The following is a 19,243-nucleotide window of genomic DNA, read 5'->3' on the forward strand; positions in this document are numbered from 1 at the left end:
CACCATGGCTAGAAACACCGCGATTAAAGTATCTAATTTAACTCATACCGTGACATCGAATACAGGGAATTTAACCATATTGAAAGGAATTAATATGGAAATCAAGGAAAGCGAGTCGGTTGCTATCGTTGGTTCATCTGGTTCAGGTAAGTCCACGTTATTGGGTCTATTAGCTGGTTTGGATGTCAATACGTCTGGCGATATTTTCTTGTACGAGCAAGAGTTTTCTAGCCAATCTGAAGAGCAAAGGGCATTGGCTCGTGGCCAATATGTGGGTTTTGTCTTTCAATCTTTTCATCTTTTGCCAAGTCTTCAAGCCATCGAAAACGTTATGTTACCGGCTGAATTAAAAGGTGATAAAGATGCACGTAATAAAGCGGAAGCATTACTTGAAAAAGTAGGGCTGTCGCACCGCTTGACCCATTATCCAAATCAGCTATCAGGTGGTGAACAGCAACGTGTTGCCATTGCACGTGCCTTTGCATCGAACCCCAAAATACTTTTCGCTGACGAGCCGACAGGTAATCTTGATGAAGAAAATGGCAAACTGATTATTAAATTGCTATTTGATCTTAACCAATCTCAAGGCACGACATTGGTAATGGTGACGCATGATAATGAACTTGCCAAACTATGCGACCGTCAATTGGTCATGTCTGCCGGTCAGCTAACGGAAAAATCCTTATGAGTTTTGCCTTTCGCTTAATGTTTCGAGACATTCGTAGTGGTGACTTAATCACGCTTCTATTGGCTTTGGTTATTTCGGTAAGCACAGTCACATCGATAGGCCTGTTTATTGATCGCTTACAATTATCCTTTGAGCAGGAATCCGCGAATTTATTAGCCGCTGATCGCTTAATTCGTTCAGATGACGTGATTCCTGAGTCTTGGGAAGCCAAAGCTAATGAGCTTTCTTTGCAAACCGCACAAAGAACGTCTTTCACAACCATGATGTTTGCAGGCGATTCACTTCAGCTGTCTCAATTAAGTGCAGTTACGGACGAATATCCATTGAAAGGGGCTTATCTGGTTGATGACGTTTTGTTCGGTACCGGAAAGCGTTCCACTGACACGCCTAAGCAAGGGGAAATCTGGGTATCGTCCCGGTTGGCCAGTTTACTCAAACTTAAGCTTGGCGATCAGGTGGAAGTGGGCGACGCCTCTCTTAAAGTTAGCCAATATTTAGTCCGAGATCCAGGATCAACTACCTCTGCGTTTGCCATTTCACCTCGTGCCGTGATGAATATGGCCGATCTTGCTGCGACAAACGTCATCATACCTGGTAGTCGAGTGCGTTACTCACTATTGTTTGCAGGTAACAAAGCATCTCTTGATGAGTATGAAGAATGGATAACGCCACAATTGGATGAGGGGCAACGCTGGCAAACACCAACGCAACGAGGAGAGCGTATAGGCGATACCATTGGCCGTGCAGAGTCTTTTTTACTGTTGGCTGGTACTTTAGCTGTGGTCATGTCTGGTGTTGCCATGGCGCTGGCCTCAGCTCGGTTTGTAAAGCGTCATTTGATGCAAGTTGCTATTTTAAAAACCATTGGTGCAACGCCTAAGTTATTAGGGAAATTATTCTTCCTACAGTTGTTCATACTATTTATTGTGGGCGCTGCTATAGGCTTGGCAATCGGCTGGGGGTTGCAAGAAATCATCGCCTCTTTGCTGTCTGGTCTAATGTCGACGACTTTACCAGAGCCATCTGTTAGTCGTTTGTGGTTAGGGGCAGCCACTGGCCTAATTTCTATGGTGGTTTTTTGTCTGCCTTTGATGTCGCGCCTTACCAAAATATCACCAATGTCAGTGCTTCAACCTAATGCCAAAGTTGAGCTCAATGGTGTGGCGATTTATGTAATCGGCTTTATTGGTATGTTTGCTTTGATGTGCTTGTATACCAATGGCTTTTTGCTTCCAAGTATTATGACGGCGGCCATTTTAGGGATCGCGCTGTTTGTCGCCGCTATTGGGTGGGTTGCCTTTAAATTGGGGCGTTCATTAACATCTGGAGCAACCAGTGGTTGGCAGATAGGTCTTGCTTCCTTATACAGAAGATTGATCCCTAACTTATTTCAACTTTTGGTCTTCACCTTAATTATTATGCTGACTTTGATCTTGATTGGGGTGAAATCGAGCTTGATTGCTGACTGGCAACAGCAACTTCCAGAAGATGCGCCTAATCATTATTTGTTCAATGTGCAAGCAAACCAGATTGATCAGATAAATAGTGATACCACTCAATTGGGCCTCAAAAAATCCGACTGGTATCCAATGGTGCGAGGTCGCGTTACCGCAGTGAATAACACGACAATTCAGTCCCTTTATCCTGAAGGTAGAGGTGAGCCAGAGCTCTATGAGCGAGAGTTAAATCTCACTTGGTCAGAAACACTAGGGAAAGGCAATGAACTTATTGAAGGTGATTTTTCCGCTGAAGGTCTTTCTGTTGAGCAGGAAGCAGCGAAAGAAGCCAATCTAGAAATAGGCGATGAGCTAACCATTAATATTGGTGGCAACATTGTGACTTTGCCAATTACCTCTGTTCGTACTGTGGACTGGGGCTCAATGCAGCCTAATTTTTATCTAATTTTACCTAAAAGTGCTTTGGAAGATTACCCAGCCAACTTTGTGAGTAGCTTGTTTGTTAGTGATACTGAGGCGCAAGACTTTTATCGATCCATGGCGAAGTTTCCTACCGTGTCGATTTTGAATGTAGGCGATATCTTGAAACAAATTCAAACCATCATAGGGCAGTTGTCTCAGGCAATTCAGTTGGTGTTGTTTTGTATCTTAAGTGCCGGCGCTTTGGTGTTGTTGGCCAGCGTACGCTCGACATTAGAAGAGCGTTTAGAGGAAGGGGCTTTATTGCGAGTGCTAGGAGCACGAGGAGCGTTAGTGCGACAGGCTTTATTAGTTGAATTTGGCGCCCTTGGATTCTTTGCTGGTCTGATTGCTGCCATAGGCGCTGAAACCTGCTTGTTAGGCTTGCAGGTGTTTGTTTTTAATGCTGAAGCGAGTTTCCATCCTTTATTGTGGGTGTTGGGGCCGACGATTGGTGTGGTTGTCATTTCAACCATTGGTATATTTGCCAGTAGGACTGTGCTAAAAGTGCCGCCCATGCTTTTACTGCGTGGGTTATAATTAAAAACGTATCCTATGCGTTTTTGGATTATGTGCTTTTTAATATACTGGGCTGTTTAGATGTTTGTAGAAAAAACTGGCTATATTGTGAGTCGCCATACGAAAGAGGTTAATGGCCACATTGAAATGAGCCTTTTTATTAAAACACCGGAAGGAACCGTTAAGGTCCTTCCGGATAGACAGCTTAGCGTATTTTTCACCGATGCACCGTTACAAAGCCTTCCCAAGGATGTGGTGGGCGTTCAATGTTCTGCATCCGCTTTGAAATCATTCAATAATGAACCTGTTGTCCTAGTTCAGAGTAATAGCCTGACGCTCCACCAGCAAATGATTAAGTGGGTAAAGAGCAATGGCTTCTCTGTTTTCGAGGAAGATATAAAAGCCCACAACCGATATTTGATGGAACGCAACATACGTGGTGCCGTGCGATTTATCGGCATTCCGGATTCTAGTAATCAAACATTTCATCAAGCCCGAGTCATTGCGGGAAATTGGCAACCCGATTGGAATGTGTGGTCACTGGATATCGAAACTTCAGTCTCAACCAATACCTTACTCTCTATTGGCGTCACATCGCGAGATCAGCGTGTTGCTTTTGTGGTTACCGATCAAGAAAATACCTCACCGATCATTCATCGCTTCAGTGATGAAAAAAGCTTGTTATTGGCGTTTATTCGTTATGTAAAAAAGCACTCACCAGACATTTTTATTGGTTGGAATTTAATTGGTTTTGATTTGCAGTTTATTGATCAGCGCTGTCAGGTTTTAGGTATTCGTCCGGCGTTTGGCGTGAATGGGGAAAATTGGAATATTCGTTCTTCAGATAACCAAGGGAAATACTTTGCGAGTATTCCTGGGCGTGTTGCGTTAGACGGTATTACTTTATTGAAAGTAGGTGGTTATCACTTCGAATCCTACAGTTTAAACAATGTCAGCAACGAGATCCTTGATGATGGCAAGCTATTACATGGCAGCGAGCGTTGGCAAGAAATAGAGAGGTTACATAGAGAAGATTTAGACGCGTTTGTTGCCTATAACCTTCAAGACTGCGATCTTGTCATGCGTATTTTTGAAAAGTTAAAACTCATCGAATTACAGCAAACTCGTGTCGACTTAACCGGTATTCCGTTTGAACAAACTGGTGGATCGGTTGCCGCCTTTGAAAACTTATATTTGCCTAGGTTGCATACTTCGGGTTGGGTTGCGCCGGCTTGGAGTGATGATGACTTTGTTGCTAGCCCTGGCGGTTTCGTCATGTCGTCCATACCTGGGCTGTATAAGAATGTATTGGTATTTGATTTTAAAAGCTTGTATCCAAGTATTATTCGCACCTTCCATGTAGACCCGTTAGCTCGAATAATTGCTAAGCACATAAGTAGTGATTCGACACAAGATGAAGCGGCTGAAATTCAGTTGGTTCCTGGTTTTTTGGGGGCGCACTTTGATAGGCAAAAGGCGATTTTACCGTCATTAGTTGGTGAGCTCGCTCAAGCTCGGGAAGAAGCAAAAAGAGTGGGGAATAGCATTTTGAGCTACGCCATAAAAATCATCATGAATTCGTTTTATGGTGTTCTGGGATCAAATGTTTGCCGTTTTTATCATGCTGAATTAGCAAGCTCAATTACTATGCGTGGCCATGAATTATTAGGTAAAACGCAAGCTTGGATGGAGGGGCGTGGCGCAAAAGTAATATATGGTGATACGGATTCTTTATTTGTCACGTTGGGCAATGATCTAGCAGATCCTCAGACACAAGGTGAGCAATTGCGTGATGATATTAACGCTTGCCTTTCAAACTGGTGTAAGGAATATGCTCAGCTTGATTCCCATTTAGAGCTTGAGTTTGAGAGGGTTTACGAAAGGTTCTTTATGCCGACAATACGAGGGCAAGAAGAAGGCAGTAAAAAACGCTACGCAGGTAAATCAAAGGGAGAACTTGTTTTTAAAGGCTTGGAAGCTGCGCGAACCGATTGGACACCTTTGGCAAGGCAGTTTCAGCGAACCCTGTTTGAAAAAGTGTTTAATGATGAGAGCCCGGTTGTTTATATTCAGCAGACTATAGAAAAATTAAGAGCTGGTGGCTTTGATGATCAGCTGATTTACAGCAAGCAGTTAAGTCGCCCTTTGTCTTCCTACACAAAAAATAAGCCACCACATGTTAGGGCGGCGGCAATAATTGATCAAAAAAGAGAAGAGCAAGGGCTACCGCTAGAATACAATAAAGGTAGGAAACGCGTTTATTACCTATATCAACGTTCAGGCGTGGTGCCTTACGAAAGCGCTGATGATTTAATCGATTTAGATTATGAGCATTATATCGAAAAGCAGATAGAGCCTATTGCAGATAGTATCCTGCCATTTTTCAAAACCAACATGGCAAGTTTGCTATCGCAACAAATATCTTTGCTTTAGTTGCTTTGTTAGGCACGAATTCCGAAGGCGGTTTCTGTGTTATCGATTGTTATTCTTGCGAGCTCTTCGACAGTAATGTTTTTTAGTCTGGCAACTTCTTGTGCTACCCAGGGCAAATATTTAGGGTGATTTTTCTTAGGGCGTGGTCGAATATTGCGTGGCAATAGAAACGGCGCGTCGGTTTCTATTAACAGCTTATTCAAAGGAATATGAGGTATAGAAGCTTGCAAGTCTTCACCTCGGCGTTCATCACATACCCACCCCGTGATACCTATAAATAAACCTAACTCTAAATATCCTTCTAACTCAATTCGACTGCCAGTAAAACAATGAATAACGGATTTTTTAGCCAGATCTGGATGTTGCTTAAGTATCTCTATCATCTCTTTGTGTGCATCTCTTTCATGCAGATACAAGGGTAGCTGGTGCTCAATGGCTAACTCAATTTGCTCATTAAATGCATGTAATTGTTCGTTTGGTGTTGAGTAGTTGCGATTGAAATCAAGTCCGGTTTCACCTATTGCAACAGGTCTTGCTGCATTAATTAGATCCGTTATTTGAGATTTACTGTTTGCATTCCACGTTTTTGCCTGGTGGGGATGACAGCCTAATGTGTGCCACATTGCTGGGTGGTTCTGGCTTAATACCTGAATTTGATGGCTTTCTTCTAGGTCAGAAGCGATGCAAATCATGCCTCTGACACCTGCATCCTGCATATCTGCAAAAGTACTGTCTAAATCATCTAGAAAAAAACGGTGATTGATATTAACTCCGATGTCTATCATAAGCGCCCCATCTCACGAGCTTCTTTTAAACTTTCTAAGTACAGCTGTTTTAATGATTGTTTTGATATGTTTTGACTCTTAAGTAGATCAAAAGGAATTTTCTCCCATCGACCCGCTTCATAGGCAACGACTATTTTTAATACACCACCTAAATTGCCTTTGTATTCTAATAGAGCTGTTTTTATATTCTCATCTAATGGTAAATCTTTTAACAGCGATGGCATTTCTTCGTCTAGGAAGCTAGGAAGATATGAGAACAAACCCACCAAAAATGCGCCTTCTAATTTTGGAAATAATGCTGCCGAGAGACTTTGACAAAAACAGGCCCTAGATACTGCCATAGGAAAAAGGCAATCTGGCCTACCTGGCACACTGCCAAACATAACAAGTCCGACCCATTTTATTAGTTCTCTAATACCAATAATCTCGATTGCTCGCTGAGCGTTGGAGACATTAAATTGACTTCGATACATTACTGTATGAGTAAGCTTGATAATCCGGTACGTTAACGTGGGGTCGCGTTCAATGCATTCTGCTAAAACAATTGGAGAGGATTCTTGGTTATGTAAAGCGACTAATAAATCCATCAGAATGGCTTTGTAGGCTAAGATGCGCTTTCCTTTGACTGGTTTTACCTTATGTATGGCATTACCACTAAATTGACCTTCAGGAATGACCTTTTGAAGCTGATGAAATTGCTCTATATTATCGATTTTGTTTACCCAAATACTCTTTGCAGACAGTGAAGGGTGTTTAACTGTTTCAATTACGTCTTCAATTGATAGGCAGTTTAGAGTAAAAAGTACGTGAGAAAAAACACTGAAAAAACTGGCAGGGAATAATGCTAGATCAGGGTTTATAATGCCGAATTGATATCCTTGAAGACGAAACTCTGACAATGAATCCATATCCGTTAGTGATAGTTCTGTGCCACTTAAGAAAATGACCATGTGAATATTGCTTTGTAGCGGTAGAGCAGGGAGTTCATGTAGACTTGTTTGAAAATAAATGGTTTTTTGCTGTGTAATTTCGGTAAGATTAACATCAACAAACAGGGAGCTTAAAAAGGAAGTGTCCTGACCCTGTGCATCACTGTTTGGGTGCAGTATGTAATACGCGATTGTTTCTGATAGTCGATTTACAACGGCTTTACGACAAAAAAGTACATCGGCGTCTTTCATTAAGAGTCCTTGCTAGAAAGAGTTAACACAAAAAAACACTGTAAGATTTAGCCTTATAGAATATCATGGTTATAATGGAATAATGCCTTAATTTAAAATGTTTGGAGTAAATATATGGCAAGCATGCTAGACGCTGTAGACCAAAGAACTAAGCTGGTGGGTGAGAACCGCTTAGAACTTCTAATGTTTCGCCTTGGCGGAATGCAAATGTTTGCAATAAACGTTTTTAAAGTTCAAGAAGTCGTCATGCTTCCTAAGTTGAACTTAATGCCACATAGACACCCATCTGTGGCTGGCGTAACACATTTCCGTGGTAGAACCGTCCCAGTTATCGATTTATCTGAGTCAATTGGTATGAGACCAATCGACCGTACTCAGCCATGTAATTTAATTGTGACAGAGTATAACAATACTGTTCAAGGTTTTATGGTTGGTGAGGTAGATCGCATTATCAATATGAATTGGAATGAGATCTTACCGCCACCAGATGGCACTGGTCGCCAGCATTATTTAACTGCAATAACTCGCGTTAATGACCGTATTGTTGAAATTATTGATGTTGAAAAAGTCTTAGCCGAAATTTCTCCTTATGACGGTAGCATCAGTGATCATGTAATTGATAAAGATTTATTATCCCTAGCAAAAGGTTTAGAGGTTTTAATCGTGGATGATTCATCGGTAGCTCTAGCCCAGTGCCGCTCCACATTAGACTTTTTGGGTATAAAAGTTCATGAGGCGACTAACGGTAAACGTGGCTTGGAGGCGCTTAAGAAGTGGGCTGACGAAGGCGAGATTGTTCCAGAAAAACTGCTGATGATGATCACTGACGCCGAAATGCCTGAAATGGATGGATATCGTTTAACGCGTGAAGTTCGTGAAGATCCAAGACTTAAAGATCTTTATATCGTTTTACATACATCACTAAGCGGTAGTTTTAACAAAGCAATGGTGCAAAAAGTAGGTTGTGATGATTTCTTATCAAAATTTCAGCCAGATAAATTAGCAACATTGATTCAGGATCGCATGCGTACTGTTGTTGAGCAAGAATAGCTATTTCGCGTAATTTTAGTTTATTAAAAGAGCAGGCGAAGGCCTGCTTTTTGTTGTCTTACTCATAACTAGAGAGTTATGGCTAAAGAAGGTGTCTTGTTTTTATGCCCACCATTGAAATGATTATACTATTACTTTTTATTGGTGCCGCAACTGGCTCAGTTGCTTCTGTTATAAAGATAGCACCTACCTTGATCGCTATCCCTGCCTTATATTTTTTTATGCCGGTGTTTGGTTTGTCTTTTCAAGCACTCATGCTTCCAGTAGTTGCAACCTGTATTACCGCATTTATTCCAGCTCATCTTTATGCTTGGGTTATTGCAATGAAGAAGGGGGCGGTTGACTCCCAGCAGCTTATTAACTTCGCTCCAGGCATTGCAATGGGTGGTGTAATAGGTGCTCAACTTCTGTCTCTTAGTAGCCTACTAACCTTCAAAGTTGCGTTTTTATTAATATCTCTAATGGCGATAATTAATATTGTTTTTTCTTCTAAGCTAGAAAGATCGCATGTGATGCCATTTGCAACGTCTTGGAATATGATTGTAGGACTCATTGTTGGTGTTTTGTCTCTTCTGGCCGGTAACTGCGGACGCGTGTTAGGCGATAGTCTGTGCCATCTAAGAAAAGTTGGTCAAATACAACGGCAAGGCACATTAGATGGTTTTGTTGTTTTTGCCTCTATCGCCGCAATGGTAGGCTTTATTTATCCAGCCAAAACATTCAATGATATGGGAGTATCTGGTTTTGCTGGAGCGGTGCATCTGCCTTCAATGATCGTTTTATCATGTAGTCACATGTTCTTTTATTGGTTGTGTCGTAATCGCGGTAATGAGCTTGATAGAAATGTCCTTTCCATTAGCTTCGTCGTCTTTATAGTGTTTTCAGTCATTCGCTTATTGATTTCTTGAAGTGCTTTTAGCTGAGAAGGCAATAAAGCAAAACTGACACTATTCTTCTTTTCAGATACTAAACGAAACATTATCAAGCCTGAATTAGCTTGGTATTTTCATTATTGTCCCCATTTTATTAGCTTATAATAGACAATAAATCCAATCCAAAAGGTATAGCATGAAAAACAAGAGCGACTATGGCGTATTGATGATGAACTTGGGGACGCCAGACGCCCCGCAAACACCTGCAGTTCGCCGCTACCTTAGAGAGTTTTTGTCTGATTCTCGTGTTGTCGATTTAAACCCTTTGATTTGGAAGCCTATTCTAAATCTGATTGTTCTGACTCTACGTCCGCCAAAAGTGGCAAAAATTTATCAGCAAGTTTGGATGGATGAAGGCTCCCCCCTGTTAGTGTTAAGTGATCGCTTAAAAGCCAATGTAAAAAAATCGCTATCCGATAAATTGGGTCATAGTGTTCCAGTTGAACTAGCAATGACTTATGGCAACCCCAGTGTTGAAACGGCAGCTCAAAAATTGAGAGAGCAGGGCGTAAAAAACATCCTTGTAATGCCTATGTACCCGCAATTTTCAGCTACAACGACCGCAGCGGCTTACGATAGATTAATGAAATCCTTAAAGAATTGCCCTCATTGGCCATCATTACAGCTATTGCATGATTACGCGGACCATCCTTTATACATTAAGGCACTAGCTAATTCTGTGCGATCTCAATGGGATAAACAGGGCGAAAGGCGTCATTTGGTTTTGTCATATCACGGTATTCCTAAACGCTACGTGACCAATGGCGACCCTTATGCAAGACGATGTGAAACAACCAGTCGTTTAGTTGCAGAAGAGCTAGACCTCGGTGATCACGAGTGGACTCACGTTTATCAGTCTAGATTTGGGCGTGAAGAGTGGCTTAAACCCTATGCTGATGCCACATTAAAAGCGATGCCTTCGATGGGAATAAAAAAGATCAATATTATTAGCCCTGCTTTTTCAATTGACTGTATAGAGACGCTTGAAGAAGTAACATTGGAGCTGGGTGATGAGTTCAAAAACAATGGTGGCTTAGGCTTTGATTACATTCCCGCGCTTAATGACACAGCAGATCAAGTAGCTCTGTATGTTAACTTGATTGAACAAAATACTAAGCAATGGACCTAAAATGCATTTAAGTAATTCAAACATTAAAGCAATCGCTTTCGATGCAGACGATACACTGTGGCGGAATGAAGACATTTTCATTCATGCCCAAGATGAGTTTATTAATTTGCTTCTGCCGTATCATGATGAAGCTTATATTCGCGCCCACCTTGGTGAGGTGCAAATTAAAAACCTAGAGCATTTTGGCTATGGCATTAAGGGTTTTACTTTATCCATGATCGAAACGGCTATTGAACTAACGGAAGGTCGTATTTCTGGTAACGAAATACATGAAATTATTCAGCTTGCTAAATGCATGTTGGCATCTCCCGTAGATTTGTTACCAAATATAGAAAGGGTGTTATCCCAGTTGAAAGGGAAATATCGTTTACTGGTTATTACGAAAGGCGATCTACTTGATCAAGAAAGTAAGTTGTCTAGGTCAGGTATTGCGGATTATTTTGATGACATTGAGATTGTTAGTGATAAAACGTCGGACGCCTACCTGCAAATATTGCAGCGCCACCAAATTTCTGCAGAAAATTTTTTGATGATAGGTAACTCATTAAAATCAGATGTGTTGCCTGTATTGGACCTCGGGGCTCAGGCTCTACATGTTCCTTACCATAGCACTTGGGATCATGAAAAAGTAACAGATGACACATTGCTACGTTACCCACAGCTTGAAGCTCTTAGTGATATCGATCAGCTAATTAGTTGGTTAAATTCTTCGACTCGTGAAAATAGACAGGCCGTATAATGAAATATATAAAAGCGATTATTTACTCTTTTATCCTTCTGTCGACCATAGTACAGGCCGAAGAAAGCTCTCTTGATAAAGCTAAGAATGGTGCTGAAGAATTGTGGGGGAAGACCAAAGATACGACTATACAAATAGCGGATAGCGCATCGGAAAAAGCATCCGAGTATGGCGAGAAAGCTTCTGATTTAGGCAGTAAAGTCGCCAAAAATGCCAAAGACACTGGTGCAGTGGTATGGGATAAAATGAAAGAAGCCGGAACAGCTACTGCGGATAGTGCGAGAAAAGGCGCATCAAAAATACGCAGTCTTGTAGGTCAGGAAGATTGTAAAGAAGACAGTTCGTCTTGTAATAACCCGAAAGAGTAAGTCTGTGCAGGAAAAAGACAGTAAGAAACTAGCATCACCTTCTAGCAACTGGGAACAAGAGTTCTTGGAACAGGGTGATGATGCTCACATTAAATCGGCTAAGGTTCGGTATCGCTGCCCAAAATGCGAAAGCCTGCTGATTTTAAAAGAAGGCGCGAATGGTGCTTTCTGGGGCTGCGAGTCTTATCCTGTATGCAGCTATACTGCGAATAATGAAAACGGCAAGCCCGTAAGGGCTAAGCGCTACCTTTGTCCTGCTTGTCAGTCCCCACTTAGAAGAAAGACGTTTAAAGATAATGTTTTTTGGGGGTGCTCTAATTACCCTGAATGCAAAGTCACCGTGGAAGACGATAATGGCATTCCCTCAAGCACGAAAAAATATCCTTGTCGCGCTTGCGGTCACTATTTAGTTAGAAAGAAAAGCAAAAACGGCTACTTTTGGGGCTGTATAACTTACCCTGTCTGCACCAACACTCTAAATGATGAAAAAGGCTTGCCGGTGTTAAAAAAGAAGCGTTGAAACTGATTTTCCGTCTTCAATTAACGACGCTTTTCAATATCTAACAGGGCTTTATCTATGTTGCTATACTGGAATTCAAAACCTTGCTTCTCTAACCTCTGCGGTACAATTTTTGCTCCCTCAGTTAATAAAGAAGCCATCTCGCCAAAAATAAGATTTAGCATCCATTTCGGTGTCGGAAGAATCGCTGGGCGATTTAATACTGCAGCGTAAGATTGCGCAAAACGTTTTTGCTCAATCAATTGCGGAGCCACTAAATTAAAGGTTCCTACATAAGATGGATCGGAAATGGCGTGGTTAATTGCCTTCACTACATCGTCAATATGAATCCATGAAAACCATTGCTTGCCACCTGCAATTGGCCCACCTAGTCCGCACAAAAAAGGCAATCGCATTTTACCAAGTGCTCCACCTGTCCCTAACACAACCCCTAATCGGAATATAACGACTCGTGTGTTATCCGTTGAAAATGCATTCGCAGCGTCTTCCCAAGCCGCACACAAATCATGAGCGAAGCCTGTTTTGGGTGGCGTATTCTCATAAAAAACATCATGCCTTGCTACACCGTAGTAACCAACCGCAGACATAGATATGACCGTTCTAGGTGAGTACTTCAAGGACTGTTTTATGTTATTTGTTAAGGACACTCGGCTTTCAAATAAGGTCTGCTTACGTTTATTGGTCCATGGTTGGCTCGCAATGTTTTCACCCGCGAGGTTGATGAAAATATCTAACTGTTCATCTAATTCAACGAGTGATTCCAAAGTCAGTTGCTTAACTTTACTATCTAGACGTTTGTCCACTTGTCTAACAAGGGCGTAAACTTGATGGTTACCTTTTAGTAACGTTTTAAGCAAATGTTGGCCAATAAAGCCGGTGGCTCCTGATAACAAAATCTTCACTTTAAAATGCTCCATGTGTTGCGATAGCTACAGTATTACGTATAAAAAAGGAAATAGGATCAATAACTTCCTAAATCTAGTGAATAATCTAAAATTTGTCCTGTTTCATCAGAAGATTTGAAGCTTTTTTACTCTGCACCTTCTTTTTCTGACATAGGATGGCTAAAATGGGGAATCGAGAAACATTAGGTATCAAAATGCTACGCAAAGAATACGATCACATCATACTTCTTGCACATGGAAGCCCTGACCCCCTTTGGAAAGAGCCATTCGAATCACTTTATAATCAAGTGTCTCAAACGTATGGTAAAAACAATGTGAGTTTGGCTTATATGGAACTTACATCTCCTTCTTTGGAAGATGTTGTCGCTAAATTGGACAAAGAAGTTCGTACCCTAGCTGTGTTGCCACTATTTTTAGCGGTTGGCCGTCATCTAAGACATGATGTACCAGCCCAAATAGAGTCATTGCAAACTGATGAGCTTCAAATAGAATTGCTACCGCCAATTGGAGACGATGCATTAGTAAAACAGGCTATGCAGGCGGTCGTTGCCAATCATTTAGGTAAGGTTTAAAAATGCCATTAGTTTTCGTTAATTCATGGAGCCGGATGAATGCTATTTAGACACTTACCTGATGAAATATTTCAGGCTTTAAGCGGCTCCAATAGAGCATTAATTGAGGCGGTATTAAATGACCTTGCCGATGTTTTTTATGATCATGCAGAAGACCCAATAAAAGATAAATCGACAATCATTGAGTCGATTGAAGACACCTTACACAAATTGGATACGCTTGCTTGGCATGATGATCAAAAAGAATCCTTCGATTCACCAAAAACCATTCATGACTATGCGCTAAGAATATACCACCGCTTAGTCAATACTGGGTGGCTGGTCGAAGAGCAAGAACTGTATCGTGTTAGCGTGTTAATGACTCCGCAGATTTCTATGTTGCTGCGCTCCTTAGTCGAAATCAGCCGTCATGGTAAACGTAACTATGGTGCTACTGTATTAAGTATACTTAGTAACCTAGAATCGGTAGCCAAGCACCCAAAAGAACGCGGTGTAACTTTACGTCAGTCTGCTGAAGCTTCTAGAGATTTCTCTGCGCATTTAAATCAGATTTTGCTTGGTATTCGCAGCTTGCAGCGAGAATTATTTGCTAGCCGCGACCCGAAAGCAATCGTGGCAGGATTCTTTGATTTGTTTGTCGAAGGTATTTTAATTGCCGACTACAAAACGATCAAAACCAGTAACAACCCATTTCGATTTAGACGCCAGATTCTTGAGTTAACTCAGGAATTTTTGAGTAATCCTGAGACCATGGGGCAGGTTGCTCAATGTTATGTTGATCAACAATTGATTACCATGGCAGAAGCTCAAGCTATGGTTGAAAAAGACTGTCGAGATATCATTCAGACCTTCAGTAACATAGAGCAACGCTTAGAGCGCATTGATGAATACCGCTATCGTTTGGAAAAACGAGCGGCCGATACGGCGCGTTACATGGACAGTTCACGGCCGGGCATGGCCAATAAAGTGGCCGGCATCATTACTGATGTGGCGAAATACGACAAGCTGCCTATCTTAAAACAAGTTATTGGTTCTCGTTTTGTTGGTATGGCCTCAGCTGCGCAACCAACAAAACGTCGTGAGCCACCACCGCCTCGTGTCATGACACCATCAGAAGTGTCGGCTGATGCCATTAAACTTCGTGATCAGCAACGTCGCTTCCATGAAGCTCGCCAAGTGACAATTCCTAAGATGCAACATTATTTAGATACTCAGATTGCTTTAGGTGAGAGTAAGCATATTCTGGATTTTACCATCGAATCAGTAGAAGACTTTGTTTGCTTTGATCATTTACGTTATGTCGGATCTCTTGGTGTAAGTGCGAAGAAAATAGAAGATTCATTTGAAGTACAGTTTACTAATCAATATTTGGATGTGCACAACTTCGTTGAATGTCGCGAATTTACTGTAGTGCGTAGGAGCAAAGCGTAATGCTTAGAGAATTAAAAAAAGTCGTTGAAGAGTCCGGCAAAGACGCTCAAGAATTCCAACAGACCGCAAACTTTGTGATTGCAAACCAATTTGCCAGCGCCTACAAACATGGCCAACGTAAGCATTACCTTCTTTTAGAATCCTATCAGGACTACTTCGCTAACCTTTTTGATGCGTTGGGTATGACTCTCTACATAAACGAAAATGAGCGTTTAGCGGGGGTTTTACCCGTTCAAAAAGAAGCCTTTGTGCGTTTAAAAACAGACGAGACATTATTCTTATTGGTTCTACGCCAAATTTACGAAGAAAAAATTGAAAACTTCGAAGTGGATAATGGCTTTGTGGCTACCAATACCCACACCATACTAGACAGATTCGTTCAGTTGGTTAAACGTGAAATCCCCAATGAAACACGTTTTAAAGACATCTTGGCCTTGTTTAGTCGTCATGGGATTGTTATTCGCGGCAAAACCTATGAAGAAGACAGTAAGAACCAAATGATTAATATCACTCCTGTTGTGAGATTGATCGTAACCGAAGCCTATCTAAGACAATTAGAGTCATTCAATGGCACAGACCCAGATGAAGATGAAATTGCTGACTCAGATGTTGAAACAGAAACAACGCAAGAAACTAATCAAGACTAGGACCAAAATATGAAAAAGTTAAATCGAATCGTATTAGTAAATTGGTACCTGCTTGGTGCAGAAGAAATTAATATACGCGGCAACACTGCCATTATCGGACCAACAGGTTCTGGTAAATCCTCTTTGCTAGATGCGATTCAAACCGTATTGACAGGGGCTAGCAAACGTCATTTGAATTACAACGCGAGTGCAAACGACGGTAAAGCCAGCGGTCGTAGTATTCGTTCTTACATACTGGGGATGATAGATTCTGGCCAAGCAAATACAAAAACGTTTGGCACGCAACCCAGACAAGATGCAACAAGCTATCTTGCATTGGTGTTCGAGGACACCATCACAGGCAAGGAATCAACTGTAGGCTTATCATTAAGTGCATCCTTAGCCTCCCCGGAAGAAGATGTACTTGGACGGTTTGTGTTATCAAACTTTGGTGCCAGAAAGTCCGACTTCATCGATGCAATGGAAGGCAGTAGCTATAAGGCTAAGCCTTGGATTGAAGTTCGCGAAACAATGAAGAAAGTGTGCCTAGACCCTTACATCAAGTCGGGCAGTGCCTCTGCAACTCAATACATTAATCGCTATCTTGAAGAATTAAGTCCAAGTCCAGATCATTTAATCACTTTGGACAGCTTCCTTAAAAACTTCAAAAATGCGTTGAAGTTTGTACCTATCGCATCACCAACTCGCTTTGTGCAAGATTTTGTTTTGGCAGAAGCACCTTTACAAGTGGGCGCTTATCAAAAATCTCTCAATGAATATCGTCACCTAGAAGCCAAAACGCTTGAAGTATCCAAGCGTATTGATGATTTAAAACTCATTCAGCAAGACTGTGAGAAAAAGCATCAACAAGAGCAAAGCGCTATTAACTATCACTGGATAGCGACAGAAGCACGTTTCGACGAGTTAGGCAGCAAACAAGATGACATTCAAGATCAATACGAGCTGCAAAAAGAACGTGAAGAGGAAATTGAAGAACAACTCGCAACTCAAGCCAGCTTATTAAAACAACTGCAAGGACAGTTGCTGCGCTTTGAACAACAGTACGAACATTCGGATGTTGGTTTAAAGCTACAGCAGCTTGAGCAAAATAAAAAGCTACTTACTCTGCAAGGCCAGCAAGACCAAAAGGCCATTCTGCAAGTCCGTCAGTTAACCTTGTTATTGTCTGCGCTCAATTCCTTTGAAGATCTGCTGTCGAAAGAAACTATTGCCTTAATAAATGAGTTCTCGGCTCTCCATGGTTTGATCACGGAAGAAGGGCGAGTAGAAGGCAACCTTAAACCTTTGACGCAGAAATTAGCGGCCTTAAATGACATTTTAGACAAAGAAAAGTCACAGGTATTTGGTCAGCGTTCGGAATTGAACCGTACGATTCTAAATTTAAAAGACGAATGTAAACAGCTTGAATCAGATGTCTCCTCCCTGAAAGGAGGTGTTAGCCCTCTTTCACAGAATACAAAACGCCTGATTGCGTTATTAAAAGACGCCAGTATTACCGCGACACCACTTAGCCATCTTGCTGAAGTAACAGACAGAAAATGGCAAGATGCCATTGAAGGCTACCTTGGTGCTCAACGCGAAGCTCTGATTGTTGAGCCTGAAGATGCTGAAGAAGCAATTCGAATCTTCCGTGCTCATAGACGCCAGTTAATGGGCTGTCGTGTTATCGATACCACACAGACTCGACTATGGTTAAATCGTGGCGATCATAATTCTGCCTTGCGTTTTATTCGTTGTAATAATGATCACGCTCAAGCTTACCTAAACCGTCGTTTGGGTGGAATTAAACCGGTAGACACAGAACGTGAGTTGCTTCGCGAAGACAGCGCAATGACAGCCGATGGCATGTTAAAGCTTGCTGGTACGATTTCTACTATTCGCTTTGTACCACACATGATGGTGGGTATTAATACTGAAGGTATGCGAGAGTCGCGCGAGAAACAACTTGCCAACTTAAGTGGTGAGCTAATGAATTTCCTCAAGGCGGACCAACGTCTTGAGCAGGCAGACTCCTTACTTGGTCGAGTGATGGCTAATAACCAATTTGATGCTGAAAGCATCGGTAATGCTAGCCATACCATCACCCGTTTAACGCAAGAGTTAGAGTCAGTTGAAGCAGAAATTTCTCAGCTACAAAAACATGATGATACTGAGCTGCAAGAGCGTATCGAAGAACTTAAATCTCGCATCGCCAACGTCGAGTTAGATCAGAAAAAATTGGATCGCGAACGTCAACAAATTGCGGAACAGTTTGGCGCACTGAATACGCAAAAGAGTCAATTAAGCTCAGCATTGTCTGCGCTTGATGAAGAGCGTAATCGCCTAACATCGAATCCAAAGTACGACGCTGAATTTGCTAGCGAGCGATATGCGTTATTAGAAAGCAGTATGGTAAACGGTGCTGCTATTTATAAAGAGGCCATTAGCCGAGCGGACAAAGCCAGTGAAAAAGCACGTAGTTTTGATCAGAAGGTTCGTAAAGAAGTAGCCGATCATTATGGCAAATATCATCATGCGAATTTAGATAATGATGTTCAGTTAGATTATTTAGAATCTAAGTTTGAAGAGTTTGAGCACTATGTGACTTATCAAATAGATGTTTTGAGTGAAACGGAATTGGCGAAATACGCTAAACGTGCTGAGTTAGCTCGAAAAGAAGCCGAGGAAACGTTCCGTTCGGACTATGTTTCTAAATTGAAGGACTCTCTTGATCAAGTCGCACACATTATTCGTGAACTCAACCATAGCTTGAAACGCCGTCCATTTAACCAAGAAATCTATCAGTTCCGCTATTACCCAAATGGTGATATGAAAGATATATTAGATCTTGTTGAGCGTTTCAGTGCTCAGGACCAAGCTAACGTAGGTGGTCTATTTGATCCGCATTTAAGCGATGATCCTGATCACATTCGTGCAATTGCATCGATTCAAGAGCTAATTTCTGATGATGAAAAGCAGCAGGATCTGGCAGATTATCGTAAGTTTTATAACTTTGAAGTTGATATCTTAGATGCTGAAGGGAATAAGAAGACGACCCTCAGTCAACGTATTCAGACTGGTTCAGGTGGTGAGCACCAGATTCCGTTCTATTTGGCCATTGCTGCAGCCTTGTCTACAACTTATCGCTTACATGAAACCATGGAAGGCGAGATCGTTGGTGGCTTCTCATTGGCAATGTTCGATGAGGCTTTCAACAAAATAGACATGGTAAAAACGTCAACTTGTATGGGCTTTATGAAAGACATTGGTCTGCAAGTTATTGCGGCAGCGCCAGATGATAAACGTGCCGTTATGGCCGCGAATATGGATACGGTTATCAGTGTATGGCGAGAAGGTGGTGCGGTGTCTATCGACGTGGCTTATCCGAAAGAAAAAGGTCAGGTACTACTGAATGGTCAATCTGATAGCCTAGCAACTCCAGCGTAACT

16 protein-coding genes are annotated in these 19,243 nt (G+C 41.7%); 13 read left to right on the plus strand and 3 right to left on the minus strand.

Features of this window, described 5'->3' with window-relative positions; genetic code table 11:
- Positions 1–4 precede the first annotated feature (4 nt).
- The 3 genes from AC2A4J_RS11100 to AC2A4J_RS11110 are packed head-to-tail and all read left to right on the plus strand — an operon-like array spanning position 5 to position 5,556.
- The gene (locus AC2A4J_RS11100) at positions 5–688 is read left to right on the plus strand and encodes an ABC transporter ATP-binding protein (RefSeq protein WP_255829180.1); all 684 of its coding nucleotides are present in this window, start codon (positions 5–7) and stop codon (positions 686–688) included.
- Positions 685–3,144 (plus strand): ABC transporter permease, encoded by a 2,460-nt coding sequence (locus tag AC2A4J_RS11105; protein WP_484176041.1) that lies wholly within the window; start codon positions 685–687, stop codon positions 3,142–3,144. Before AC2A4J_RS11100 ends, AC2A4J_RS11105 begins: the two co-directional genes overlap by 4 nt.
- A gap of 60 nt (positions 3,145–3,204) precedes the next feature.
- Positions 3,205–5,556 carry a DNA polymerase II gene (locus tag AC2A4J_RS11110; RefSeq protein ID WP_484176042.1) on the plus strand — a complete coding sequence of 784 codons (2,352 nt, stop codon included), beginning with the start codon at positions 3,205–3,207 and terminating at the stop codon, positions 5,554–5,556.
- A gap of 8 nt (positions 5,557–5,564) precedes the next feature.
- Here the strand turns inward: AC2A4J_RS11110 and AC2A4J_RS11115 are convergent, their stop codons facing one another.
- Entirely contained in the window at positions 5,565–6,341 is a 777-nt protein-coding gene (locus AC2A4J_RS11115; protein ID WP_484176043.1) for a TatD family hydrolase, read from the minus strand.
- Positions 6,338–7,522: an EAL and HDOD domain-containing protein gene (locus AC2A4J_RS11120; protein WP_484176044.1), complete on the minus strand. Its 1,185-nt coding sequence runs from the start codon at positions 7,520–7,522 to the stop codon at positions 6,338–6,340. The genes AC2A4J_RS11115 and AC2A4J_RS11120 overlap by 4 nt, the downstream gene beginning before the upstream one ends.
- A 114-nt stretch (positions 7,523–7,636) precedes the next feature.
- On the opposite strand from AC2A4J_RS11120, the gene AC2A4J_RS11125 reads away from it, so the two are divergent.
- The 6 genes from AC2A4J_RS11125 (at position 7,637) to AC2A4J_RS11150 (ending at position 12,260) form a co-directional block, all read left to right on the plus strand.
- Positions 7,637–8,572 (plus strand): chemotaxis protein CheV, encoded by a 936-nt coding sequence (locus tag AC2A4J_RS11125; RefSeq protein ID WP_255829185.1) that lies wholly within the window; start codon positions 7,637–7,639, stop codon positions 8,570–8,572.
- 104 nt (positions 8,573–8,676) lie between these two features.
- The gene (locus AC2A4J_RS11130) at positions 8,677–9,480 is read left to right on the plus strand and encodes a TSUP family transporter (protein ID WP_484176045.1); all 804 of its coding nucleotides are present in this window, start codon (positions 8,677–8,679) and stop codon (positions 9,478–9,480) included.
- 160 nt (positions 9,481–9,640) lie between these two features.
- The gene (gene hemH / locus AC2A4J_RS11135; protein ID WP_484176046.1) at positions 9,641–10,633 is read left to right on the plus strand and encodes a ferrochelatase; all 993 of its coding nucleotides are present in this window, start codon (positions 9,641–9,643) and stop codon (positions 10,631–10,633) included.
- Between the two features lies 1 nt (position 10,634).
- Positions 10,635–11,372: an HAD family hydrolase gene (locus tag AC2A4J_RS11140; protein WP_255829188.1), complete on the plus strand. Its 738-nt coding sequence runs from the start codon at positions 10,635–10,637 to the stop codon at positions 11,370–11,372.
- Complete coding sequence (locus tag AC2A4J_RS11145) at positions 11,372–11,740, plus strand: hypothetical protein (protein ID WP_484176047.1); 369 nt, start codon at positions 11,372–11,374, stop codon at positions 11,738–11,740. The genes AC2A4J_RS11140 and AC2A4J_RS11145 overlap by 1 nt, the downstream gene beginning before the upstream one ends.
- Before the next feature lie 4 nt (positions 11,741–11,744).
- Positions 11,745–12,260 (plus strand): DNA topoisomerase family protein, encoded by a 516-nt coding sequence (locus tag AC2A4J_RS11150; protein WP_255829190.1) that lies wholly within the window; start codon positions 11,745–11,747, stop codon positions 12,258–12,260.
- Positions 12,261–12,280: 20 nt separating this feature from the next.
- On the opposite strand, the gene AC2A4J_RS11155 is transcribed toward AC2A4J_RS11150, so the two are convergent.
- Positions 12,281–13,162 (minus strand): TIGR01777 family oxidoreductase, encoded by an 882-nt coding sequence (locus AC2A4J_RS11155; RefSeq protein WP_484176048.1) that lies wholly within the window; start codon positions 13,160–13,162, stop codon positions 12,281–12,283.
- Positions 13,163–13,329: 167 nt separating this feature from the next.
- Here AC2A4J_RS11155 and AC2A4J_RS11160 point away from each other — a divergent pair, with 167 nt between their 5' ends.
- Genes AC2A4J_RS11160 through AC2A4J_RS11175 form a run of 4 tightly spaced genes read left to right on the plus strand, consistent with a single transcriptional unit; the run spans position 13,330 to position 19,241 of the window.
- Positions 13,330–13,737: a sirohydrochlorin chelatase gene (locus tag AC2A4J_RS11160; RefSeq protein WP_484176049.1), complete on the plus strand. Its 408-nt coding sequence runs from the start codon at positions 13,330–13,332 to the stop codon at positions 13,735–13,737.
- Between the two features lie 39 nt (positions 13,738–13,776).
- Positions 13,777–15,168: a Wadjet anti-phage system protein JetA family protein gene (locus AC2A4J_RS11165; protein WP_255829193.1), complete on the plus strand. Its 1,392-nt coding sequence runs from the start codon at positions 13,777–13,779 to the stop codon at positions 15,166–15,168.
- Complete coding sequence (locus AC2A4J_RS11170) at positions 15,168–15,815, plus strand: DUF4194 domain-containing protein (RefSeq protein ID WP_255829194.1); 648 nt, start codon at positions 15,168–15,170, stop codon at positions 15,813–15,815. The genes AC2A4J_RS11165 and AC2A4J_RS11170 overlap by 1 nt, the downstream gene beginning before the upstream one ends.
- A gap of 9 nt (positions 15,816–15,824) precedes the next feature.
- On the plus strand, positions 15,825–19,241 hold the full coding sequence (locus AC2A4J_RS11175; RefSeq protein ID WP_484176050.1) for an SbcC/MukB-like Walker B domain-containing protein: 3,417 nt from the start codon (positions 15,825–15,827) through the stop codon (positions 19,239–19,241).
- Positions 19,242–19,243 lie beyond the last annotated feature (2 nt).

The organism is Marinomonas sp. ATLA20 (assembly GCF_057180105.1).

What these genes read in the sequence shown, in the direction of transcription:
- AC2A4J_RS11115 (WP_484176043.1), bottom strand. Translation starts at nt 6,341, where the DNA reads ATGATAGACATCGGAGTTAATATCAATCACCGTTTTTTTCTAGATGAT.
- AC2A4J_RS11160 (WP_484176049.1), top strand. Translation starts at nt 13,330, where the DNA reads ATGGGGAATCGAGAAACATTAGGTATCAAAATGCTACGCAAAGAATAC.
- AC2A4J_RS11130 (WP_484176045.1), top strand. Translation starts at nt 8,677, where the DNA reads ATGCCCACCATTGAAATGATTATACTATTACTTTTTATTGGTGCCGCA.
- AC2A4J_RS11125 (WP_255829185.1), top strand. Translation starts at nt 7,637, where the DNA reads ATGGCAAGCATGCTAGACGCTGTAGACCAAAGAACTAAGCTGGTGGGT.
- AC2A4J_RS11170 (WP_255829194.1), top strand. Translation starts at nt 15,168, where the DNA reads ATGCTTAGAGAATTAAAAAAAGTCGTTGAAGAGTCCGGCAAAGACGCT.
- AC2A4J_RS11100 (WP_255829180.1), top strand. Translation starts at nt 5, where the DNA reads ATGGCTAGAAACACCGCGATTAAAGTATCTAATTTAACTCATACCGTG.
- hemH (WP_484176046.1), top strand. Translation starts at nt 9,641, where the DNA reads ATGAAAAACAAGAGCGACTATGGCGTATTGATGATGAACTTGGGGACG.
- AC2A4J_RS11175 (WP_484176050.1), top strand. Translation starts at nt 15,825, where the DNA reads ATGAAAAAGTTAAATCGAATCGTATTAGTAAATTGGTACCTGCTTGGT.
- AC2A4J_RS11145 (WP_484176047.1), top strand. Translation starts at nt 11,372, where the DNA reads ATGAAATATATAAAAGCGATTATTTACTCTTTTATCCTTCTGTCGACC.
- AC2A4J_RS11120 (WP_484176044.1), bottom strand. Translation starts at nt 7,522, where the DNA reads ATGAAAGACGCCGATGTACTTTTTTGTCGTAAAGCCGTTGTAAATCGA.
- AC2A4J_RS11140 (WP_255829188.1), top strand. Translation starts at nt 10,635, where the DNA reads ATGCATTTAAGTAATTCAAACATTAAAGCAATCGCTTTCGATGCAGAC.
- AC2A4J_RS11165 (WP_255829193.1), top strand. Translation starts at nt 13,777, where the DNA reads ATGCTATTTAGACACTTACCTGATGAAATATTTCAGGCTTTAAGCGGC.
- AC2A4J_RS11105 (WP_484176041.1), top strand. Translation starts at nt 685, where the DNA reads ATGAGTTTTGCCTTTCGCTTAATGTTTCGAGACATTCGTAGTGGTGAC.
- AC2A4J_RS11110 (WP_484176042.1), top strand. Translation starts at nt 3,205, where the DNA reads ATGTTTGTAGAAAAAACTGGCTATATTGTGAGTCGCCATACGAAAGAG.